The following is a 21,875-nucleotide window of genomic DNA, read 5'->3' as shown; positions in this document are numbered from 1 at the left end:
TAAGAGGGCTGATTTTCCTGCTTTGAATCCACATCAGCCAGCTTTTAATCTGTCTGCAAAATCTTTATCGCCTCTTTACCTTAACGGGTAATGACAGGATCTTCAGTGCTGATAAAATGCGCAGCCTGCACGATTAGGATTGTGAGGCCAGCACTGGCAGTACCTTCAGCGGGCAGCAGAGCGTGACGGTGATCGGGCGGGAGGGTGACGTTATCAGCGCCTCGTACGGCAGCCAGTCGTCGAAAAGCGAGACGCGTACCGCGAGCTTCCAGTAGCAGGGCAGCACGCTGACTGCGGGCCGGAACCTGACCGTCACGGCAACCGGCAAAAACGGTACGGCGCAGAGCGGCGACATGGGGCTTGATGCATAGCGGGACATCCTGCTGCAGTCGGCACGGAACACGCAGAGCACCGACAGCAAAAACAGCAGCAGGGGCGGCAGCGCCGTACCTGGCGGAAAAGATACATGAGCTGACAACAGATGCGAACGGTAAGGTCAATGTCCAGGCGAACCTGATGGCGTACGCGGTGCTGGGTGCGGTGACCTCGTATGCGGCGGGCAACTCAGCCCTGACGGGCGCCTCGGGCGCAGTAATGGGCGAGTACTTCGCACAGCAGATGTAGCCGGGCGTTAAGCGTGAGGACCTGGACTAAGAGCAGCGTCAGACAATGATTGCGCTGGGGACGTCAGCAGCGGGTCGTGCGGGCGGAGTCGTGGGGGACTGTACGGCAAATGCTCTAGCGGGTGCGCAGAGGTTAAAAATGCAATTGAGAATAATAATTTGCACACCACAGAAGCCAGGACTTTGATACAGAACTCTCTGAATTTGAAGCATCGGGTGGTGGCTGTCAGGGCGTGTTTAGAATGTACATCGAGATCAGCAAAAAAAACTAGAAACTGATTGATGCCTGTACCGGCTGCGTATTACCCAGGAATAGCTGATCCAGGGCACCACTAATATTGGAAATGATGCTAACCCGTCTCAAATCCGGCTGGATAAAAGGCCAGGGGTTTATCGTATCGATTTACCGACCATTCAAAAAATATTTAAAAATTGCACAACAATCATGAAACACCCATTGGCAATAAAAAACGTAAACCTTATGGTTTGTGCTTTACATGATGTTTTTATCCATTTGTTTTATGTATTTTATCTTCCTGCTCATGAGTAATGGATAACATTCACGTAAAATGGAGGGCATCATGAAGAAAAGATTGTTTTTTATATATCCGGATTTATTTATTACCCGATTAAGACAGTGGAACAGAAGAAAGAATTATTATCTCAAACAGGTGAAAATTAACGCCAGGATATATATTGCTAAAATGCTATGGGACAATCGCAAAAAAAAAGCCATTGATCTTACCTCGGTTAAAACGATATTGCTTTTGCGAAATGAAGGGAAAATTGGTGATTTAGTGGTTTCTACACCGCTTATAAAATGTCTTTATGAGGCAGGTTACAGCGTTGATTTACTGCTGACTAAAGCAACCAGCATGGTGATTAAAGATAATCCCTGTATCCGAAACGTCTATGAAGCAGAAGAGAGCACTAATGAGTGCTTTCTGAAAGGATTTAATCACAACGTTGCAAAATCAGTGGTTAAAGTGCTCAAAGAGAATAATTACGATCTGATTATTGACCTCTGCTTATTCGAGACGCCCGTACACCGGATAAGGCTTTTACGACAGATTAATGCAAGGTTTGCTATCGGTTTAAATAAAAAGAATTTTATTAATCATTATAATCACACTATTGCATTTAACGTTGAGGAAAAGCATGTCACTAACGCTTTTTGTTTGATTACTGATTTTTTAAATATCAATGCGATCGATCCAGTTGCCTATCACCTGCCTATTCCGGGTATCGTCCTCAGCGAAGTAAAGCATTTTCTTAAAGACATGAAGCATGCGACGAAAGTGATCGTCAATGCTTTTGCCGGATGTCCGGAGAGAAATTTCTCGCAAAAGCAGTTGTCAGATATCATTAATAGGATAAACCAGAATTCATCTGGCATCAGGTTCATTGTACTTGATCACCGACGAGAATTAACGATCCCACTCCCTGATAATGCAGTTATCAATCCCTTTAGTACATTGCACCATATGATGGCGCTGATTCATGAGGCTGATATAGTTATATCGCCAGATACTGCTGTTGTACATATTTCCGCAGCATGGAAGAAGAGGTTGATTTCTGTTTATAAACAGGTATCAGATAATAACAATTTATGGGCGCCCGGCTATGAAAATGCAAGCCAGATAATCGTTCCTAATCCAATAATATCTGATGCAGAACATGTGCCTGAAAAGATCTTACAGGAGATAAACCGAAGAGAACTGCTCGGGAATAACGAGGCGCAAAGATGGATAGCTGAAAGCCAGAATACGTAGTCTCTTCATACTATTCTGGTCATTCATCGGGTATATCGGCTGTTAGTGCTGGTGGATTCCGTCTATATCCGGCAATAGAGTGACATCAGAATACCTTGCCGAACGCCATTTTACCGCGTCGGCAAGTCTGGCTCAGCAATCCGTCACGCCGCAGGCGGCGTTGTCCGTGCAAAGCTCTCGCGCTGGAATAGCGTCTCGGCCAGTTTTACCAGCGCAGGTCGTTCCACGCACCAGTTCGGCACTACGCGACGAAAATTGAGGTAGCCGATCATACAGCCGGTGGCGATATCAGCCAGATTGAGCTGGCCGTTATTGAGCCATTTTCCCTCTGCGGCGATTTTCTCCAGCATATCGAGACTGCGCTGGATCTTCTCGCGGTTACGCAGCAGCACCTCTTCCGACTGCTGATCGCCTGGCCGCATCTGCTCACGCACAATCACCAGCGCGGCGTCGCTGACGCCATCTGCCAGCTTCTCCAGCTGACGGATCTGCAGTGACTGATGGGGATCGGCAGGCAGCAGGGCGGGCGCATCGCTGCGTAGTTCGAGAAACTCCGCGATGATGCTGGAATCGAACCAGATTTGTTGATCGTCAGCCACCAGCGCCGGAACTTTTCCCAGCGGATTGTAGTGCGGAACGTGACTGTCATCGCTGTAAGGCGATGCGTTAACGAACTCAAAGATAATGCCTTTTTCCAGCATAATGATCGAAATCTTACGCACAAACGGGCTGGTATAGCTGCCAATCAGTTTCATCGGGTTCCTCCAGGTTAGCTACGATTCGCCAGGAAACATAAAGGGGTTGAGGCTGCTACGGGCAAAGCCTTCCTGCTCCATCCGGGCATCCAGCACCAGCGACGCCAGATCGTCGGCGACCGGTTCGATAGCCGGATTTTTTTCCTGATAGAGTATCTTCAGATAGGTGCCGCAGTCGCCACAACTCTCCGCTTTCACCGCCGCATGTTCACTGTCAAGCGACCAGTAGTGCAGGTCGCGGGTCTGTTCACACTGGGTGCATTTGCTGCGCACCACATACCACTCACTTTCGCACAGGTTGCAGTGCAGATACCGCGCGCCGTCGTGGTTGCCCATGTGGACCACACTGGCGACCGGCATACTGGCGCACACCGGACAAAACTGCCGCTGATCGCCCATCTCAGCACGCGCTTTGCCTGGGATCATCGCGGCCATCTGCGCCCAGTACAGCGCCAGCGCGGCCCAGATAAACGGCGCTTTGTCGCTGCTCACCCTGGCATACTCGCCGGCAAACAGGGCGCTGGCCAGCGTTTCCAGTTCCGTGGCAGAGGCTTTCTCCAGATTCTCCAGCACCGCCAGCGCCTGGCCGCTCATCTCAGGCTTTAGTTCCGCAATCAGCGAGTGCAGTAACCGCTGCCAGTGCGTGTCGCGTGGCAGCGTGTGGATATCCAGTGGCGGCTTGCCCTCGCGGGCGCTCTCTTCCAGCCGCGCCCGCAGGTCCATATGCAGCGGATGGTCATACAGCACAATTTCCTGCGCTTCGGCGATCACCGCAGCAAAACGCAGGTAGTCGCCCAGAGGATTTTTAGCCGCCAGGTCACGCAGTCGCGCAGCACGACGGCTATACAGGTTTTTCAGCCGTGGAAAAAGTAACGGCGGAATCATCTCCGCCGTTGTTTTTTCGCTCTTCTCCAGCTGATCTTGCGGGATAATGCGAATGCTCATCAGGGGCGTTTTTCCTGTTTTATAGGCGGATTACGCTGCTCACGATACCAGCGTGGATGGTGGTGTCTGGCCCAGTCTGAACTGACCCAGCCCTCAATCATCGCCGTCAGCGTGCCTTTGACCCACAGCGCGGCATAGACATGCACCATGATGACCACGATCAGTGCGGTAGCCGACACCGAATGCACCACTAACGCCAGTCTGATCAGCGGAATAGTGAACGCGCCCGCGAAGTAAGGTCGCCAGATCACAATGCCGCTGACAAGCAGCAATACTAAGCTGATGATAGCAGCCCAGAACACACACTTCTGACCAAAGTTATATTTACCGGTATCACCGACCTCTTCATTCAGGGCAATACGGTGGATATTTTTCGCCCAGTAGAGGTCATCGCGGTTGATCAGATTATGTCGCCAGTAGCGTAAAAACATCAGCATAAAGGCGGCAAACATCACTACGCCAACAAACGGATGCAGGATACGCGCCAGCTGTGGCGTGCCAAATATCTGCATCAGCCAGTTAAATGAGGGAAAGAAAAAACCTAACCCGCTCAGTGCCGCCATGACAAAGCATAAGGCGACAATCCAGTGATTAATGCGTTCCACAGCGCGGTAACGCACCAGGCGATCGGAATGTTTCATTATTTGCGCTCCTCCGGACGATCGTCGTCGTCATCGTGATGCTCTTCGACCCGATTCGGGCCCACGCCGACATAGTGGAACAGCGAAGCCGCGAAGGTGGCGGCAAAGCCGACGGCGGCCAGCGGTTTCCAGATGCCTTTCCAGAAGGTGACGGTTGGGCTGATATGCGGATCGGCAGGTAACCCGTGATAACGCTGCGGCTGACTGGCGTCATGCAGCACATACATCACATGTGTTCCGCCCACGCCTGCCGGGTTGTAGACGCCCGCCTGGGCGTAACCGCGTGCTTTCAGTTCAGCAACCCGCTCGGCGGCCAGCGTCAGCATGTCGCTTTTACTGCCGAAATGAATGGCACCGGTCGGGCAGGTTTTCACACAGGCCGGTTCCTGGCCGACGCTGACGCGATCGACACACAGGGTGCATTTGTAGGCGCGGTTATCCTCTTTGTTCAGCCGTGGCACGTTGAACGGGCAGCCGGCGATGCAGTAGCCGCAGCCAATACACTGTTCTGACTGGAAATCGACAATGCCGTTGGCGTACTGAATGATCGCGCCCGCCGAAGGGCAGGCCTTCAGGCAGCCGGGATCGGCGCAGTGCATACAGCCATCTTTGCGGATCAGCCACGCCAGCTTGCCGTTCTCTTCCACTTCGGAGAAGCGCATCACCGTCCAGGATTTGGCGCTTAAATCGGTGGGGTTGTCATAGATCCCAACGTTATGTCCGACCTCATCGCGAATGTCGTTCCATTCGGAGCAGGCGACCTGACAGCCCTTACAGCCGATGCAGGTGGTGACGTCGATTAATTTTGCGACCTGGCGCTGATGATCGCGCGCCTGCGGCGGCGGGGTAAATCCATTGGTCGCTGAGCGACGAATAATATCTTGTGACTGGTAAGCCATTGTCATCCACCGTTACGCTTTTTCCACTTTCACTAAAAATCCCTTGTATTCCGGGGTCTGTGAGTTGGCATCGCCAACCGAAGGCGTCAGCGTGTTGGCGAGAAAGCCTTTGCGCGTTGTGCCTTCAAAGCCCCAGTGACAGGGAATGCCCACGGTATCGACCGGCTTACCGTCAATCATCAGACGCGGCAGTCGGCGCGTCACCACCGCTTTGGCTTTGATGTAGCCGCGGCGTGAAGAGACCTTAACGCGGTCACCGGCGCGAATCCCTTTCTCTTCGGCCAGCTCAGCGCCAATTTCGACAAACTGCTCCGGCTGGGCAATGGCGTTCAGCAAGGCATGTTTGGTCCAGTGGCGGAACAGCTCAGTGATCGAGTAGGTGGTCGCCACGCAGGGGTAATCCGCGGCCTCACCCAGACTGGCAGCATCGTTGCGGAACAGCCGGACAACCGGGCTGTGACGCTGCTGCGGATGCAGCGGATTATCACTCAGCGGGCTTTCCATCGGTTCATAGTGTTCCGGGAACGGGCCATCCGCCATTTTATCCAGCGCAAACAGATGACCCAGGCCGTCGGGCTGCATGATAAAGGGCCCGGCCTGCTGTTGCGGTGCCAGGGTTACCGGATAGTCCGGCACATCGATGCCCTGCCAGCGCGCACCGTCCCACTCAATCAGGCGGCGATGCGGGTCCCAGGCTTTACCCTGGCTATCGGCAGAGGCGCGGTTGTAGAGAATGCGCCGGTTAGCGGGCCAGGCCCAGGCCCAGCCGGAGACCGCGCCCAGCCCGGAAGGATCGGCGTTATCGCGTCGCGCCATCTGATTGCCCTGCGGCGTCCAGCTGCCTGCGTAGATCCAGCAGGCGCTGGCGGTGGTACCGTCATTACGCAGTTCCGAAAAGCCGTTGAGCTGCTGGCCTTTCTTCAGCAGTAGCTTACCGCTGTCATCGTAGATATCCGCCAGCGCGCGGCCGTTACTCTCCTGCGCCACCTCTTCCGGTGAGGGGTCCGCGGGGTCCTGGTAATCCCAGCGCATCGCCATCAACGGTTCAGGTGCGGTCCCGCCTTCCTGGCGATAAAGGTCGCGCAGACGCAAAAACAGATTGCCGAGGATTTTGCCATCATGCAGCGCTTCAGCCGGCGGCTCAGCGGCAGCCCAGTGCCACTGTAACCAGCGCGACGAGTTAGCCACCGATCCCGACTCTTCGGCGAAACAGGAAGAGGGCAGACGGAACACTTCGGTCTGGATTTTGGCCGGATCGACGTCGTTAAACTCATCATGATGTTGCCAGAAGCTGGCGGTTTCGGTGCTGAGCGGGTCGATCACCACCATATATTTCAGTCGGGAAAGGGCCCGAACCGCTTTATTTTTATCCGGGAAGGCGGCCAGCAGGTTAAAGCCCTGAATCAGGCAGCCGTTCAGCTCGCCCTGTTCCATCATCTCAGCCTGCGCCATGCAGTCGTAGCTTTTGTCCCACTTAGGCAGCCAGTCGTAGCCCCACTGATTTTCTGCCGTGGCGTTATCGCCATAGAAGCTCTTCATCAGGCTGACGAAAAACTTATCGCTGTTCTGCCAGTAGTTGACCTGGCCCGGCAGGGACGCCGCCGGCGTGGCTTTCTGCAGATAGCTCGCCAGAGTGGTCATTTTTTCTGACGGCAGCGGCAGGTAGCCCGGCAGGCTTTGCGACAGCAGACCAAGATCGGTAAAACCCTGCACGTTGGAGTGGCCGCGCAGCGCATTGATACCGCCGCCAGGCATACCAATATTACCGAGCAGCAACTGGATCATCGCGGCAGTGCGGATAATCTGCGAGCCGTTGGTGTGATGGGTCCAGCCCAGCGCATAGAGAATGGTCGTGGTACGATCGGGCACGCTGGTGGCAGCAAGCTGCTGGCAGACCGCGAGGAAACTCTCCTGCGCCGTACCGCACAGGCGTGCCACCATTTCCGGGGTATAGCGGCTGGCGTGGGCTTTCAGCAGGTTGAGCACGCAGCGCGGGTGGCTGAAGCTCTCATCGCGTTGCGCATGACCCGCTTCATCCAGCGCATAGTGCCAGCTCTGGCGATCGTACTGGCGGGTGGCGGCATCGTAACCGCTGAACAGACCGTCGCTGAAGCTGTAGCCCTCATCAACAATCAGCGCGGCGTTGGTGAAGGCCCGCACGTACTCATGCTGAATGTGGTCATGCTGCAGCAGATAGTTGATCACCCCCATCAGGAACACCACGTCGCTACCGGCGCGTATAGGCGCGTAGAAATCGGCCACGGCGGCGGAACGGTTAAAGCGTGGATCGACCACAATCACCTGCGCCTGATTATGGATTTTGGCGTCGATGACCCATTTAAACCCGACCGGATGCGCTTCGGCTGGATTACCGCCCATGATCAGCACCACATTGGCGTTCTTAATGTCGTTCCAGTTATTGGTCATTGCACCGCGACCAAAGCTGGGTGCCAGCGCGGCAACCGTCGGACCGTGACACAGCCGGGCCTGGTTTTCCAGCGCCAGAATACCGAGCGCGCGGGCAAATTTGTGGTCGAGCAGGCCAGTCTCATTGCTGGCGGCCGAAGAACATAACATCGAGGTGGTCGGCCAGCGGTTAACCGTGACGCCGGCAGCGTTAGTGGTCTGGAAATGGGCGTCGCGATCCTGCTTCATCAGCCGGGCGATGCGCTCAAAGGCCTCATTCCAGCTGATGCGCTGCCATTTATCGCTGCCTGGCGCGCGGTATTCCGGGTACTTCAGCCGCTGCTCACTGTGGATAAAGTCGAGCACGCCTGCGCCTTTCGGGCAGAGAGAACCGCGGCTGACCGGATGATCGGGATCGCCTTCAATGTGGTAAATCGAGGCGCTGGCGTTTTTCGCGCCGTCGCCCAGGCTGTAGATCAGCATGCCGCAGCCCACCGAGCAGTAGGTGCAGTTATTACGCGTCTCTCTGGCGCGGATCAGTTTATATTCCCGGACGCTGGCTAACGCCGTTGCCGGGGCGAAACCTAATAATGCTGCGCTGGTGCCCGCTAAACCGCCGGCGCAGAGTTTAAAGAAACTCCGTCTGTTAATTTGCATTTTCGTTCTTCTTTATTGGCTCCATTGCGAAGCCTTGCAAAATAGCAGCCCTATCTGCCTGTAAGTTGACCAGGGTCAAGAGGTTAGGCATTAGTAATCCGGCATTTACATTTTGTTAAAATTTTTTAGCAACGGATTTACTGCGCAAGACAATTTTCAGCGGCGGGCCAAAATTACGGCTCCTGAATGCTCACGAATGTTAAATCGGGAGAAATAATCATTCGCATTCTGCCGCCAGCGGGCGTGGCTGGGGCGATCCGGCGATAAATAACCGCATCAAATGCCTTGTGGTTTATTTGCGCTGTACCCGGTGTGAGGGCAAAATTAGTGGCTGTCGTTGCCGTTTAACCCGACAGCGCGAACAGCCGCATTTCATTATTTGTTAACAACAGGTCGTACTCCTTGAAAGCTATTCTGCAAACTCCCGGCGAAGATTTAACAACTCAGGCAGGTATCAGCGAAACGCTGGTGTGGCAGCGCGCTGACCTCGCGGTGGCTCAGCCTGACTGGCTGGCGGAAGAGGTGCCGGTGGCGCTGGTCTATAACGGCATCTCCCACGTTGTGATGATGACCACGCCAAAAGATCTGGAGGCCTTTGCGCTGGGATTTTCGCTGTCGGAAGGCATTATTGACGCGCCAGAGGATATTTTCGGCATGGATGTGGTGCCGGGTTGTCACGGTATCGAGGTGCAGATTGAGCTTTCCAGTCGTCGCTTTATGGCGCTGAAAGCGCAGCGTCGTGCGCTGGCTGGCCGTACCGGCTGTGGCGTTTGCGGTGTCGAACAGCTGGATCAGATTGGTAAACCGCTGGCGCCGTTACCGTTTACCCAGACCTTCGCGCTGGCGCAGCTGGATCGGGCGCTGGGGCAACTGAAAAATTACCAGCCGGTTGGACAGAAAACCGGCTGTACCCATGCCGCCGCGTGGGTACAGCCGGATGGAGAGCTGGCGGGCGGCTGTGAGGATGTGGGCCGCCATGTGGCGCTGGATAAGCTGCTGGGCTATCGCAGCCAGTCCGTCTGGGGCGAGGGCGCGGTGCTGGTATCGAGCCGCGCCAGCTACGAAATGGTGCAAAAATCCGCCATGTGCGGCGTCGAAATCCTGTTTGCCGTCTCGGCCGCCACCCGGCTGGCGGTGGAGGTCGCTGAGCGCTGCAACCTGACGCTGGTCGGCTTCAGCAAGCCGGGACGCGCCACCATTTACAGCCATCCACAACGCCTGATTTAAACCACTATCACCTGCGGCAGTGCCTGTTGCAGCGCCGCCAGCGCAGTGGAGGCCTCAGCGCCGCCATCGGTAATCAGCGTGGCGATCGCCTGCGGTGCGGCGTAAACCGTACGGCTGACCACGCCCAGCTTACTGTGATCGGCCAGCAGGATCGTCGCGGCGGATTGCTGCACCATCGCCCGGGCAATCGCCGCTTCGTGTGGATGGAAGCTGGTGGCGCCGCGACTCGCCTCAATCCCGACCGGCGACAGTAGCGCAACGTCGGCACGATAACGTACGATCTCCGCCACGGTTATTTCGCCGCGCGTCTGCTGCGCGCCGGCTGACAACGTCCCGCCCAGCAAAATAATCTCATTCCCCAGCACGTCATGCTCCTCTCCGGCGCTAAGCGCCAGCGCAGCCTGCAGGCTGTTAGTGAGGATGGTCAGGCCCGACAGGGCGCGTAGCTCCTCCGCCAGCAGCGTGGTGGTGCTGCCTGCATCCAGAAACAGCGTCTGACCCGGCTGCAACAGATCTGCCGCCGCCCGGGCAATGGCGCGTTTTTCTCTCGCCTGCACCGTACGCCGCACGGTCAGCGGCGGCTCAGGCGGCGTCTCGATCGCCACCAGACCGCCGTGAACGCGGCGTGCCAGCCCCAGCGCTTCCAGCTCAATAATATCGCGGCGCGCGGTTTCCCGTGATACGCCCAGTTCCCGGATGATGCGCTCGGTACTGACCTGATTTAAGTGGGTCAGCAGCGCCCGGATGCGCTGAAGGCGCGTTTCCTGCAGCATGGTCATTCCTTATTGCGCGCAGTGCGAAAGTCGGCTGAATCAGTGACTAAGCTTACCTGAGTACCCGGATGTCGTCATGTGTATTTGGTTGTATTTGTGTATTTGGTTGCATTTTTAGCGCAGGCAGGCATGATGGGTTATCAGCCTCAACCACTTCACCTCGCAACGGGAGTTACCATGGCCACGCGTTCCACCATTATGGATACCAACAGTTTTCGTGCTGAACATGCGGATGCGCTGGATAGCGACACGCGCAGGATGACCGAAAAACGCAGCAAAGTGCTCGGCGAATCTTATCGCCTGTTCTATCGCAAGCCGGTGCACCTGGTGCGCGGTGAAGGGCAGTATCTGTGGGATGCGGCAGGCGACAAGTATCTTGACGTTTATAACAACGTGGCGAGCATTGGTCATTGCCATCCGGCGGTGATTGAGGCGGTGACGCAGCAGATGAAAATGCTGAACACCCATACCCGCTATCTGCATGAAAATATTCTCGATTACAGTGAAGCGTTGCTGGCCACCACTCCTGCGGCGATCGATCGCGCCATGTACATGTGTACCGGTTCTGAGGCGAACGATCTGGCGATCCGCGTGGCGCGCGCTTTTAGCGGCGGCAGCGGCATTATCGTCAGTCAGGAGGCCTATCACGGCACCAGTGAGCTCACCTCCGGCGCTTCACCGGCGCTTGGCAGCGGACAGCCGCTGGCGGCTACCACCCGGCTGGTGATGCCGCCGGATGCTTATCGGGTTGATGCGCCCGATCTGGGCGAATGGTTTGCCGACCAGATTCAGCAGCAGATTGATGACATGGCGGCGCACGGCATTAAATTTGCCGGTTTTCTGGCAGACTCTATTTTCTCTTCTGACGGCGTACTGCCTGACCCGCGCGGTTTCCTGAAGCGGGCAGTGGACGTCGTTCATGCCAACGGCGGTATCTTTATCGCCGATGAAGTGCAGCCCGGCTTTGGTCGCACCGGCGATGCGTTCTGGGGCTTTGGTCGTCACGATGTGGTGCCGGATATCATCACGACCGGTAAACCGATGGGGAATGGCATTCCGGTATCGGGTCTGCTGGCAAAAAGTGAGGTGCTGGCCGCCTTCAGCGATTCGATTCCTTACTTCAATACCTTTGGCGGTAATCCGGTGGCGATGGCCGCGGCGCAGGCGGTGCTGAACGTGATCACCGAAGAGGGCTTGCAGGAACACAGCCGTGTGGTGGGCGCGAAACTGCTGGCCGAACTGCGCAGCCTGATGGACCGTTATGACTGCGTCGGGGATGTGCGCGGCGCCGGGCTGTTTATCGGCTTTGAACTGGTGACCGATCGTGACAGCAAAACGCCAGACAAAGCGCTGGCGCTGGACCTGATTGAGAAACTGCGTGAGCATCGGGTGCTGACATCGGTGGCCGGTCCGTATGGGAATGTGCTGAAACTGCGTCCGCCATTGGCGTTTCAGGAGAGCGACATCGACTGGCTGGTCGGGGCGCTGGATAGCGCGCTGCGCGAGCTGGGGCGCTGATCCCTGGCGGGCAAAAGGGGCGCTGTCGCCGTTGTTACGGCCCTGAGAGAGACGAGCCGGGCGGCCTGAAAAGGCGCATCTGAGGCGGCAGTCAGTAAAAACAACGGGTTGCTTTTGCCATATTCCTCAAATCCTTATGGTTAATAGGGCATTGATTACCCTTTTACGCTACATGAATTTAACTATAATGATTCGACTGCTTACGCGGCACGTCCCGAATTCGTCGTGCTGCTCAAATACTAAATGGAGAGGAAGAACATGAGTTATTCACTGCCATCCCTGCCTTACGCATACGACGCACTGGAACCGCATTTCGACAAGCAGACGATGGAAATCCATCACACTAAACATCACCAGACCTATGTGAACAACGCGAACGCGGCGCTGGAAGGCACTGAATTTGCCAATCTGCCGGTCGATGAGCTGATCACCAAACTGGATCAGCTGCCAGCTGACAAAAAAGGCCCACTGCGCAACAACGCTGGCGGCCACGCTAACCACAGCCTGTTCTGGAAAGGCCTGAAAATCGGCACCACGCTGCAGGGCGACCTGAAAGCGGCGATCGAAAAAGATTTCGGTAGCGTAGAAAAATTCCAGGAAGAGTTTGAGAAAGCGGCTGCAACCCGTTTCGGTTCAGGCTGGGCGTGGCTGGTTAAAAAAGGCGACAAGCTGGCGGTGGTCTCTACTGCTAACCAGGACAACCCGCTGATGGGCGAAGCGATCGCCGGCGTTTCAGGTTACCCGATCCTTGGCCTGGATGTGTGGGAGCACGCTTACTACCTGAAGTATCAGAACAAACGTCCTGACTACATCAAAGCGTTCTGGAACGTGGTTAACTGGGACGAAGCGGCAGCCCGCTTTGCTGCTGCTCAGTAAGTTAATCCCGCGTTAACAAAAAACCGGTGAAATTTATTTCACCGGTTTTTTTTATCTTTAATTCGCGTTGCCCCAAATTAAACCAAAAATCAACAAACGGTGCTTTTTGACCACGGTGAATTTTAACCTTACGGCACATTAACCTGCCGTTGACATTGGTTGTTTTATCCTCAGTGACATTCCTGCTCACTGCGTGTCGATAACTATGTCAATTATAACTACTCACGAAACCACCACGGATTCTTCTGCATCGCTGTTTTTTCAGTTAATCAGCGGGAAATATATTCCTGACAAGCTGTGGCTGAGTAAGCGTTTCCGGCTGAAATTTGTGTTAAGAAGCCTGATATCGCCGCTGACCACCACCCATTATTTACATCAGCTGTCGCAATTGCCGCAGATCGGACTGTTGATGAGCACCCAGGGGCTGCTGCCCGCCAAGCTGCACCGGCCCTATCTGCGTTCCGGTATCAGCATCGCTGCGCGCGCTCAGGCGATACTGGATCACTATACCCTGATGAATAACCTGCCGAATCCGATGTTGCGCCAGTTGCTGCAAAGCGCCGGTGATAATCTGCTGGCTTCGCTGAACGGTAAACATGATGAAGCGTTTTTACTCTCCTGCAGTTCAGGTTATTTTGACCGGGAAGGCGAGGTGACGCTGGTGCTGCGTTATAACGGTGAAATTATTGCTTCGCTTTCATTCTCAATTATTAACGAGAATAAAAAACGCACCTTATTAATTGGTGGATTACAGGGTCCGCGGAAACATATCAGCAATGATGTTATTCGCGAGGCGACCAAAGCGGCACACGGTCTATTTCCGAAGCGTCTGTTGATGGAAGTGGTATTTATTGTTGCGCAGCAGTGCGGTGTGGAAAATATTCTGGCAGTCGGTGATGAGACCCACGTTTTCCGAAGCCTGCGCTATCGTCACAGCAAGGGGGATAAGTTCTTTGCCAGCTACAGCGAGTTCTGGCTGTCACTGAACGGTGAAGCGCGACAGGATGGAATGTTTACGCTGCCACTGAGACTGCCGCGTAAAACGCTGGAAGAGATTGCCAGTAAGAAGCGGGCAGAATACCGCCGTCGTTATGAGATGCTGGATGCGCTGGCGGAGCAGGTGTATGCCACCGCCGGCGAGCAACGGGTCGATCAGGCCGCTGCCTGATCGGCCGATCAGAAGGCGGTTCTGGCGAAGCCGGTCATCGCGGTCAGCCCCATCTCACGTCCCAGCGCGGTCATTGGATGCACCACCACCAGGCCGCGCACGCTTTTCTTCAGCGCGCCCAGATTTGCCTGCTCTTTTTTGGTAATTTCGCGGCTGAAGCCCATTTTTTGCAGCTTCTGCGCCTCGGCACTGAGTTTTTCAACCCGCTGACCGCGCAGACGCTCAATCTCAATGACCAGCGTCTCTTTCTCTTTCAGCAGCGCGCCCAGTTTCTCGACATCACCCGATTCCAGTAACTGCGGCTCTTTGCGGTTCAGGGCGTCCAGCTTATCGCTGAGAAGTTTGATTTCGTTTTTTTCTTGCTCTTTCATGACAACAACTCGTTGAGGAAAACAGGCAAAGGATACACCAAATCTGGCGTATGTTCCCGGTTAGGTTATGGCGATGTCAGGCACCGGCCCGGCACCTGACAGGATTTAACTGGCGGACTTTTTGAACGCCTGCTTCAGGCTGATGCGGGAAATCAGTTCGGTGAGCGACAGCACCATGGTAGATCGTACCATCTGCAGGTAGCGCTGCTGCTGCATGCTGCGCAGCTCCGCGTCGTCGGTGTTAAATACCGGCGCAGGCGGCCAGGCCGTCACGCAGTGCAGCTCACCGAACGGACCGAGAATCTCATCGTCGGTAAAACGATAATCGCCACTGTCGTGATCCAGCTCCTCACGCAGCGCCAGCAGCAGTTCACCATCTTCATATTCGTGCCGGCTGATGACGCCGAGTCCGTAAATCAGCTTGAGCCGCACCGACAGTTCACCCAGCGGACCATTGCCCAGTAACAGCGGTTCCACCGCGTATTTGACGGCATAATCATCTTTGCGGAATACCTGCAATACCAGCAAATTGACCGCTTCAGCCAATAGCTCAACAGCGGCGATCAGAAAGCTTCTCACCGAGCGACCGGCGTTCAGGCGCTCAAGCACCCGGTTTTCAAAAGCTTGCTTCTCTTCCATTATTGCCTGCATAGGGTTGATACCGCCGTTGGGCGCAGGCGAACTGCACCCGGCTTGCGTCACTAACACGCGCGCATTATGCCATAGCGTGCCAGGCGCTCACCACAGCCGTCACAACTTCGCTGTTGGCATCCAGCCCGGAAATTTCCGCCAGCGTGGCCTGTGGACCTTTTTCTGCCAGCAGGGCAGCCAGCTCCTGAGCCTGCGGGTCCTGATCGCTGCGATAGTGCATCGCGGCGGCAATGCCCTGCACCAGACAGGCGTGCGGTAAACCGTACTCCAGCGTGCCCAGCGTCGGTTTAATCAGGCGGTCGCCTGCGCTCAGCTTACGCAACGGCTGGCGACCAACGCGCTCAACGTCATCTTTCAGGTAAGGGTTCTCAAAGCGACCCAGGATTTTCTGGATATAGGCCGCATGTTTATCCGCGTCAAAACCGTAACGCTTAATCAGCACCGCGCCGCTCTCTTCCATCGCGCCTTTAACCGTTGCCCGGATTTTTTCATCCAGGATCGCATCACGGATGGTCTGATGACCCGCCAGCTGGCCGAGGTAGGCGGTGATGGCATGACCGGTATTCAGGGTAAAGAGTTTACGTTCGACGAACGCCATCAGGTTATCCGTCAGCTCCATGCCCGGAATGGCCGGCAGATCGCCTTTGAACTGGGTTTTATCAACAATCCATTCGCTGAAGGTTTCTACCGTCACTTCCAGCGGATCGCTGCTGCCCGCCTCAGAGGGAGGCACGATGCGATCGACCGCCGAATCCACAAAACCGACATGCTGTTCCAGCCAGGCGTGATACTGCTGCGGCAGTGCCTTCAGCACATGCTGTTTCAGCTGGCTGGTGCCGCGCACCATGTTTTCACAGGCGATGATGTTTAACGGACGGGTGTTGCCGTTGTCGCTGCGTGTTGCCAGACCTTTAGCCACACTGCCTGCAATACGCTCCAGAATCTGCGGGCCGACCGCCGTGGTGACCATATCCACCTCAGCGATCAGGGTAATGATGTCGTCGCTGGTGCTGTTGACCGCGCTGACGCCTTTGACCATTTCCACTTTGGCCTGCTCGCCAACCACATGAACGGGATACTCATGACGCGCGTTGAGTGCATCCAGCACTGCCTGATTCACATCAGCAAAAACCAGTTCGATACCTGCATCCGCCAGTAATTTACCGATGAAGCCCCGACCAATGTTTCCTGCTCCGAAATGTAACGCTTTCATAATTTTTGACCCATATCAAATGACGATGGGGCGGGCACGCCCGCCCCAGGAATCGGGACGGGCCTGACCGCCCCAGGGAAAATACCATTAGCTTACGCGGTGAGCGGTTTGCCTGACAGCAGATCCAGCACTTCCTGTACGCTGGTGGTGTTAGCCAGCGTTTCAATCACGCGGTCATCGTCCAGCGCGTTGGTCAGGCTGGTAATCACCTGGATATGCTCGTTATTGCGGGCGGCAATACCGATAACCAGTCGTGCCACATCTTCGGCATCATCACCGAACTGCACGCCTGCCGGATACTGGCAGAACACCACGCCGGTTTTCAGCACGCGGTCTTTCGCTTCGACCGTACCGTGCGGCACCGCAATTGACTCTCCAAGGTAGGTCGGCGTCAGTTTTTCACGCGCCAGCATCGCTTCAATATACTCCGGCTCAACATAGCCGCCTTTTACCAGCTGTTCACCGGCGAAACGGATCGCCTGCTCTTTGTTGCTGGCACTCAGGCCGAGGAAGACGTTGTCAGCACCGAGTTTAAACAGGTGCGCATTACCTTCGTCGTAGCTGTCAGACAGCGCCGTTTTCACCGTTTCACGGTGTACTTCGCTGCGGTTCGCCGCCACCAGACGCTCGGTCAGGGTGCTGTAGAGCGCGCTGTCGAGGAAGTTATTCAGCGAGATATGCTGCGCATGAGGTGCCTGACGAATCGCGCGCTCGGTCAGATCGCGGTGAGTAATCACCAGATCAACATCACCCGGCAGGGCGTTAATCGCCGTGTTGGTCACCGATACGTTGCTTAAACCGGCATCCTGCACCTTTTTACGCAGTACGCCAGCACCCATAGCGCTGGAACCCATACCGGCATCACAGGCGACAATGATTTTACGCACATGGTTCAGCTCAACGCTCATGGCATCGCTGGCAACCGCGGCGCCTGCTGCAGACTGACCTTTAGACTGGGCTTTCATATCCTGCATGCGCTGCGTCGCGGCTTCGATATCGTCATCCTCTTTCACCTTGCTGGTTTTCAGCAGGATGGCAGAGACCACGAAGGAGACGGCGAAGGCTGCCACAATGGCCGCAATGTTGGCGAAGTAAGCGCCTTTTGGCGTCATCGCCAGCACCGCCAGGATGGAGCCCGGTGAAGCAGGGGAGACCAGACCGCCGTTGAGCAGCGTCAGGGTGAAGACGCCGGTCATACCGCCGAGGATCACTGCCAGCAGCAGACGAGGTGCCATCAGCACATACGGGAAGTAGATCTCATGGATGCCGCCGAGGAAGTGAATAATGGCTGCACCACCGGCCGACTGTTTCGCGCTGCCGCGACCAAAGAACATATAGGCCATCAGCACGCCCATGCCCGGACCTGGGTTCGCTTCAATCAGGAAGAAAATGGACTTGCCCGCTTCGCTGGCCTGCTGAATGCCGAGCGGCGAGAAGATGCCGTGGTTAATGGCGTTGTTCAGGAACAGGATTTTCGCCGGTTCAACGAAGATCGAGGTTAATGGCAGCAGGTTATTCTGCACCATCAGGTTGACGCCCGCCGCGAGGATGTGTGACAGACCTTCAACCAGCGGACCGATAGCCAGGAACGCCAGCAGCGCCAGCAGCATACCGATAATGCCGGCAGAGAAGTTGTTGACCAGCATCTCGAAGCCGCTTTTGATTTTGCCGTCAACGGCCCGGTCAAACGACTTGATCGCCCAGCCGCCCAGCGGACCGGCAATCATCGAGCCAAGGAACATCGGCATGTCAGCACCGACAATCACACCCATGGTAGTGATAGCACCGACCACGCCACCGCGGTCGCCGCCCACCAGACGTCCACCGGTAAAACCGATCAACAGCGGCAGCAGATAGGTGATCATCGGGCCAACCAGTTTGGCTAACGTTTCGTTAGGGATCCAGCCAGTTGGAATAAACAGTGCAGTGATGATACCCCAGGCGATAAACGCCCCGATATTCGGCATCACCATATTACTCAGAAAGCGACCAAAGCTTTGTACTTTGACCTTCACTGATGAGGACATAAACCCACCCCTTATTGAGACGCGCTGCAATAGGAGAGCGCGCTTGTTTTTGTTTAGCCACCCCGACAGTCAGCCGGTGGTATTACTGTATGCAGCCGGACTCTATCACGCGAATATGACGCTGCGTAGCGGTCAGAAGAAGTGTGATTTAGATCACGTAATCCAGGTGGGTGCGGGGGTGTTTTTAGTGATCGATGTCACAAAATTAACTCAGAATAATCTGTAGGTGGGCAGATTTTAACCGCAAAACCGGTCTGTTTGTGACTCTGGTCACAAATGGCGGGCAGCAGTTTGTTATAACTATGTGACTTAGATCACAAACTATTTTTGGTCAAAAATGCGCCCGATCACAGTTTCGTCAGGCCACAGAAAAGCAGGGAAAGAAAGGCGGCAAACCGGAAGGGAAAAGGGCAGGCGATCAACGCCTGCCGCTTGATGTGCTTACTGTAAACCACCCTGAACGGCCGCTTGCGCCTGGGTCAGCGCCTGGGCATTGGCTGATAAGGTACTCATCAGCGCATTGTACTGTGACGCCTGCTCCTGGGTCGGGAACTGCACGCCGCCCTCATTAAAGCTGACGCGGGTGCCCTGAGTTTGCAGGAAATCACCGGTCTGCACCGCCGCCTGGCTCAGCGCCTGCAGCTGTGGCAGCAGCGGGATCAGCTGGTTCGCCGGCACGGTGACCACCTTGTTATAGGCGGTATCGTAGACTTTTTTCAGTTCGTCTTCCTGCTTCAGCGCGGCTTTACTGCTGTCTGCCTGCATTTTGGCGCTTTCGATCTGCTGGGTGACAATCACCAGCGCACTGTTCGCCTGACGCAGCGAATCGCGACGGCTGAGGTAATCCTGCGGCACGCGAATGGCTGAAAGCTCATCGACTACCGGACGCATCCCCTGATCGACTGCCTTATTTGCCTGCTGTGAGAAGCCATACAGGATGGCGTAATCACTGGCGAATTTACCAAAGCTCTGCTTCTGATTTTCGCTCAGGCTCGGCAGGTGCTCGCCACTGCGCATCACGGTATTCTGTAGAAAATCGGTAAATGCTTTGCGCTGCTCGCCCTCTTTATCACCGCAAGCGGTGAGTTGCAGCACGATCAGCGCGCCAGCGACTACAATAGCGCCGCGCGCCCAGAGGCGTGTGAGTCCTAAAGCCATACGTTCAACTCCTGTCGGTGAAACTGGCTGATGTCCAGGTAAGAATGGCCTAAAGAATAGAACAAACCCGCGTCACGGCACAATGTGAAACCATCAGTGAGATGCGGCTGCACTGTCCGGCCACAGTGCGCGTCAACCCGATAACGGCTGAATCGGCGCACCGCTGCGGCCTGGCGCGGCGTCAGAAGACCAGCGCCTGTCCATCTTTACGGCTTTCGGTCGCCGCAATATAGAAGCCCTGCGGATCGCGGAGTATCGCCTGGGCGCCGCCAAAATTATAGTTACTCAGCGGATCTTCCAGTACCACATGGTGTCCCATGCGGCGCAGGGTGCTGAGGGTATTGCGATCGAGTGTCGATTCAAACACCACTTCACGGCCCTGCACCACGCGCCAGCGTGGCGCATCGATCGCCGCCTGCGGATTCTGTCGATGCAGCATAATCCGCAGCGCCAGTTGCAGATGCCCCTGCGCCTGCATCGGGCCGCCCATCACGCCAAACGACATCAGCGGCTGACCCTGACCATCCAGCGCGAAGGCGGGAATAATGGTGTGGAACGGCCGCTTACCGCCCGCTACCACGTTGGGATGGTGCGGATCGAGGGAAAAGCCGGCGCCGCGATTTTGCAGGCTGATGCCGGTATCCGGCACCACCACGCCCGATCCAAACCCCATATAGTTAGACTGGATAAACGACACCATCATGCCGCTGGCATCGGCGGTGGAGAGATAGACAGTGCCGCTCTGCTGCGGTGAGCCAAACCGGAAGTCACCGGCCTGTGCCGGATCGATCAGTGCTGCCCGCTGACGGATATAGTCGGCGCTTAACAGGCGATCTGCCGGAAATTCAAGGTGGTCTTCATCAGTGACGTAACGCTCAAGATCGACCAGAGCCAGTTTCATCGCCTCAATCGACAGATGCAGCCACTGCGGTGAATCGGGCGCATAGCGGCCAATGTCCCACGCCTCAAGGATGCCAAGGGCGATTAACGTGGCGATGCCCTGCCCGTTGGGCGGCAGCTCCTGCACCGAACCGCCGGCAAACGGGCGCGACAGTAATGTCACCCAGTCAGCGCGATGTTTGTTGAGGTCGTCGAGGCTCAGTGCTGCACCGTGCTCCTGAGCGAAAGCCACCATCTTTTGCGCCAGTTCACCGCGATAAAAACTCTCGCCCTGGGTATCGGCAATCTGCTGCAGCGTACGGGCCTGGGCCGGGTTGCGGAACAACTCACCAATGCGCGGCGGACGGCCCTGTGGCGCAAAGCAGTCACTGAAGCCGGGCTGATCCCGAAGTTTGTCGTAGCCGCGCTGCCAGAGATGACCAATCAATGGCGAAACCGGGAAACCCTGGCGCGCATAGTCAATTGCCGGCTGGGCTAAGGTTGTCAGCGGCAGCGTGCCAAAACGTTGCGCCAGCGTGACCCACGCCGAGACCGCGCCAGGCACCGTCACCGACTCCCAGCCGGTTTCCGGCATGGCGTGATGACCGGCAAAGCGCTGTGGGTTCCATGCCGCTGGCGAACGGCCTGATGCGTTTAACCCGTGCAGTTCGCGGCCATCCCAGACGATGGCGAAGGCATCGCTGCCGATGCCATTGCCGGTCGGCTCGACCACAGTCAGCGCCATCGCCGTGGCAATCGCGGCATCCACCGCATTACCGCCCTGTTGCAACATGCGCATACCCGCCTGGGCGGCCAGCGGCTGTGAGGTGGCCACAGCATGACGACCCATCATCGGCACCCGATGAGAGGCATAACTCACATTGAAATCGATATCGCTCATTGCTGTTCCTTCTGATTGATTAGCTGGCTGCCTGCTAGCAGACGCACCACGGCAGCGCAACGGGCTCACCTGCTGCCCGGCATCCGCACCCGTAAAAGGCGCTTTCACGCTGGTTGCGGCCACCGGCGCTGAAGCGGGTCCGGGCAGAGTAGAAGAATCGGCAGACTGTGGATGTGAGCTGTGCCGCGCAGACCGGGTCTGCCATCCCAGGACTATTCTTAATTTGATTAATAGAGTGAATATAAATGTTTAAGAAGTGAGCCATTGGCGTATATTTTGCACTCATTCATGAGGAAGTGTATTTCCTCACAGAATCGACAATATGCTGCCATAAAGCATGACGGCAGCCACATTACTACCAAACATAATTTGATTTTTTTACCGCTTGCTGAGGCAAAAAGATAATAGCCTCAAC

The 21,875-nt window shown here is 55.9% G+C and carries 19 protein-coding genes; 6 read left to right on the top strand and 13 right to left on the bottom strand.

From position 1 onward, the window contains the following. Positions 1-133: 133 nt before the first annotated feature. A complete protein-coding gene (locus tag LZU96_RS19635; RefSeq protein WP_233985719.1) occupies positions 134-478 on the bottom strand; it encodes a hypothetical protein in 345 nt (114 codons plus the stop codon). 191 nt (positions 479-669) lie between these two features. On the opposite strand from LZU96_RS19635, the gene LZU96_RS23640 reads away from it, so the two are divergent. After that, positions 670-810 carry a VENN motif pre-toxin domain-containing protein gene (locus LZU96_RS23640; protein WP_233985718.1) on the top strand — a complete coding sequence of 47 codons (141 nt, stop codon included), beginning with the start codon at positions 670-672 and terminating at the stop codon, positions 808-810. A gap of 394 nt (positions 811-1,204) precedes the next feature. After that, entirely contained in the window at positions 1,205-2,395 is a 1,191-nt protein-coding gene (locus LZU96_RS19625; protein ID WP_233985717.1) for a glycosyltransferase family 9 protein, read from the top strand. Positions 2,396-2,538: 143 nt separating this feature from the next. Here LZU96_RS19625 and LZU96_RS19620 read toward each other — a convergent pair whose 3' ends face one another. The 5 genes from LZU96_RS19620 to fdnG are packed head-to-tail and all read right to left on the bottom strand — an operon-like array spanning position 2,539 to position 8,698. Further along, the gene (locus LZU96_RS19620) at positions 2,539-3,150 is read right to left on the bottom strand and encodes a glutathione S-transferase (protein WP_233985716.1); all 612 of its coding nucleotides are present in this window, start codon (positions 3,148-3,150) and stop codon (positions 2,539-2,541) included. Positions 3,151-3,168: 18 nt separating this feature from the next. Then, positions 3,169-4,095: a formate dehydrogenase accessory protein FdhE gene (gene fdhE, locus LZU96_RS19615; protein WP_233985715.1), complete on the bottom strand. Its 927-nt coding sequence runs from the start codon at positions 4,093-4,095 to the stop codon at positions 3,169-3,171. Continuing rightward, positions 4,095-4,736: a formate dehydrogenase cytochrome b556 subunit gene (gene fdoI, locus LZU96_RS19610; protein ID WP_233985714.1), complete on the bottom strand. Its 642-nt coding sequence runs from the start codon at positions 4,734-4,736 to the stop codon at positions 4,095-4,097. The genes fdhE and fdoI overlap by 1 nt, the downstream gene beginning before the upstream one ends. Then, positions 4,736-5,635: a formate dehydrogenase subunit beta gene (gene fdxH / locus LZU96_RS19605; protein WP_233985713.1), complete on the bottom strand. Its 900-nt coding sequence runs from the start codon at positions 5,633-5,635 to the stop codon at positions 4,736-4,738. The genes fdoI and fdxH overlap by 1 nt, the downstream gene beginning before the upstream one ends. A gap of 12 nt (positions 5,636-5,647) precedes the next feature. Then, the gene (gene fdnG, locus LZU96_RS19600; RefSeq protein ID WP_233985712.1) at positions 5,648-8,698 is read right to left on the bottom strand and encodes a formate dehydrogenase-N subunit alpha; all 3,051 of its coding nucleotides are present in this window, start codon (positions 8,696-8,698) and stop codon (positions 5,648-5,650) included. A gap of 402 nt (positions 8,699-9,100) precedes the next feature. Between fdnG and fdhD the strand changes: the two genes are divergently transcribed. After that, positions 9,101-9,925, top strand: a complete 825-nt coding sequence (fdhD, locus tag LZU96_RS19595; protein WP_233985711.1) for a formate dehydrogenase accessory sulfurtransferase FdhD — start codon at positions 9,101-9,103, stop codon at positions 9,923-9,925. Here the strand turns inward: fdhD and LZU96_RS19590 are convergent. After that, positions 9,922-10,698, bottom strand: a complete 777-nt coding sequence (locus tag LZU96_RS19590; RefSeq protein WP_233985710.1) for a DeoR/GlpR family DNA-binding transcription regulator — start codon at positions 10,696-10,698, stop codon at positions 9,922-9,924. The two genes, fdhD and LZU96_RS19590, sit on opposite strands and share 4 nt — an antisense overlap. Before the next feature lie 177 nt (positions 10,699-10,875). Here LZU96_RS19590 and LZU96_RS19585 point away from each other — a divergent pair, with 177 nt between their 5' ends. The 3 genes from LZU96_RS19585 (at position 10,876) to LZU96_RS19575 (ending at position 14,260) form a co-directional block, all read left to right on the top strand. After that, complete coding sequence (locus tag LZU96_RS19585; protein WP_233985709.1) at positions 10,876-12,216, top strand: aspartate aminotransferase family protein; 1,341 nt, start codon at positions 10,876-10,878, stop codon at positions 12,214-12,216. Positions 12,217-12,474: 258 nt separating this feature from the next. Beyond that, positions 12,475-13,092, top strand: coding sequence for a superoxide dismutase [Mn] (gene sodA, locus LZU96_RS19580; RefSeq protein ID WP_031375573.1), 618 nt, complete (start codon positions 12,475-12,477; stop codon positions 13,090-13,092). Positions 13,093-13,297: 205 nt separating this feature from the next. Continuing rightward, complete coding sequence (locus tag LZU96_RS19575; protein ID WP_233985708.1) at positions 13,298-14,260, top strand: VirK/YbjX family protein; 963 nt, start codon at positions 13,298-13,300, stop codon at positions 14,258-14,260. 8 nt (positions 14,261-14,268) lie between these two features. On the opposite strand, the gene LZU96_RS19570 is transcribed toward LZU96_RS19575, so the two are convergent. From LZU96_RS19570 to LZU96_RS19545, 6 genes are all read right to left on the bottom strand, one after another. After that, positions 14,269-14,631 carry a YibL family ribosome-associated protein gene (locus LZU96_RS19570; RefSeq protein ID WP_233985707.1) on the bottom strand — a complete coding sequence of 121 codons (363 nt, stop codon included), beginning with the start codon at positions 14,629-14,631 and terminating at the stop codon, positions 14,269-14,271. A gap of 105 nt (positions 14,632-14,736) precedes the next feature. Further along, a complete protein-coding gene (gene mtlR / locus LZU96_RS19565) occupies positions 14,737-15,282 on the bottom strand; it encodes a mannitol operon repressor MtlR (protein WP_233985706.1) in 546 nt (181 codons plus the stop codon). A 64-nt stretch (positions 15,283-15,346) separates the two neighbouring features. Then, positions 15,347-16,495 (bottom strand): mannitol-1-phosphate 5-dehydrogenase, encoded by a 1,149-nt coding sequence (gene mtlD / locus LZU96_RS19560; RefSeq protein WP_233985705.1) that lies wholly within the window; start codon positions 16,493-16,495, stop codon positions 15,347-15,349. 92 nt (positions 16,496-16,587) lie between these two features. Beyond that, complete coding sequence (locus LZU96_RS19555) at positions 16,588-18,522, bottom strand: PTS mannitol transporter subunit IICBA (RefSeq protein ID WP_233985704.1); 1,935 nt, start codon at positions 18,520-18,522, stop codon at positions 16,588-16,590. Between the two features lie 441 nt (positions 18,523-18,963). Beyond that, positions 18,964-19,680 (bottom strand): DUF3053 domain-containing protein, encoded by a 717-nt coding sequence (locus LZU96_RS19550; RefSeq protein WP_233985703.1) that lies wholly within the window; start codon positions 19,678-19,680, stop codon positions 18,964-18,966. Positions 19,681-19,861: 181 nt separating this feature from the next. Beyond that, positions 19,862-21,460 carry a gamma-glutamyltransferase family protein gene (locus LZU96_RS19545; RefSeq protein WP_233985702.1) on the bottom strand — a complete coding sequence of 533 codons (1,599 nt, stop codon included), beginning with the start codon at positions 21,458-21,460 and terminating at the stop codon, positions 19,862-19,864. Between the last annotated feature and the right edge of the window lie 415 nt (positions 21,461-21,875).

Source organism: Pantoea agglomerans, from assembly GCF_021397715.1.
Taxonomy (GTDB): domain Bacteria; phylum Pseudomonadota; class Gammaproteobacteria; order Enterobacterales; family Enterobacteriaceae; genus Pantoea; species Pantoea astica.
Note: the sequence above shows the minus strand (reverse complement) of the source record. Positions and strands in the feature narration are given on the sequence as shown.

Excerpts from the sequence above, each read along its gene's own strand:
- mtlR (WP_233985706.1), bottom strand. The coding sequence starts at position 15,282 with ATGCAGGCAATAATGGAAGAGAAGCAAGCTTTTGAAAACCGGGTGCTT.
- LZU96_RS19570 (WP_233985707.1), bottom strand. The coding sequence starts at position 14,631 with ATGAAAGAGCAAGAAAAAAACGAAATCAAACTTCTCAGCGATAAGCTG.
- fdnG (WP_233985712.1), bottom strand. The coding sequence starts at position 8,698 with ATGCAAATTAACAGACGGAGTTTCTTTAAACTCTGCGCCGGCGGTTTA.
- mtlD (WP_233985705.1), bottom strand. The coding sequence starts at position 16,495 with ATGAAAGCGTTACATTTCGGAGCAGGAAACATTGGTCGGGGCTTCATC.
- LZU96_RS19545 (WP_233985702.1), bottom strand. The coding sequence starts at position 21,460 with ATGAGCGATATCGATTTCAATGTGAGTTATGCCTCTCATCGGGTGCCG.
- fdxH (WP_233985713.1), bottom strand. The coding sequence starts at position 5,635 with ATGGCTTACCAGTCACAAGATATTATTCGTCGCTCAGCGACCAATGGA.
- LZU96_RS19555 (WP_233985704.1), bottom strand. The coding sequence starts at position 18,522 with ATGTCCTCATCAGTGAAGGTCAAAGTACAAAGCTTTGGTCGCTTTCTG.
- LZU96_RS23640 (WP_233985718.1), top strand. The coding sequence starts at position 670 with ATGATTGCGCTGGGGACGTCAGCAGCGGGTCGTGCGGGCGGAGTCGTG.
- LZU96_RS19590 (WP_233985710.1), bottom strand. The coding sequence starts at position 10,698 with ATGCTGCAGGAAACGCGCCTTCAGCGCATCCGGGCGCTGCTGACCCAC.
- LZU96_RS19625 (WP_233985717.1), top strand. The coding sequence starts at position 1,205 with ATGAAGAAAAGATTGTTTTTTATATATCCGGATTTATTTATTACCCGA.
- LZU96_RS19575 (WP_233985708.1), top strand. The coding sequence starts at position 13,298 with ATGTCAATTATAACTACTCACGAAACCACCACGGATTCTTCTGCATCG.
- LZU96_RS19550 (WP_233985703.1), bottom strand. The coding sequence starts at position 19,680 with ATGGCTTTAGGACTCACACGCCTCTGGGCGCGCGGCGCTATTGTAGTC.
- LZU96_RS19620 (WP_233985716.1), bottom strand. The coding sequence starts at position 3,150 with ATGAAACTGATTGGCAGCTATACCAGCCCGTTTGTGCGTAAGATTTCG.
- LZU96_RS19585 (WP_233985709.1), top strand. The coding sequence starts at position 10,876 with ATGGCCACGCGTTCCACCATTATGGATACCAACAGTTTTCGTGCTGAA.
- fdhE (WP_233985715.1), bottom strand. The coding sequence starts at position 4,095 with ATGAGCATTCGCATTATCCCGCAAGATCAGCTGGAGAAGAGCGAAAAA.
- sodA (WP_031375573.1), top strand. The coding sequence starts at position 12,475 with ATGAGTTATTCACTGCCATCCCTGCCTTACGCATACGACGCACTGGAA.
- fdoI (WP_233985714.1), bottom strand. The coding sequence starts at position 4,736 with ATGAAACATTCCGATCGCCTGGTGCGTTACCGCGCTGTGGAACGCATT.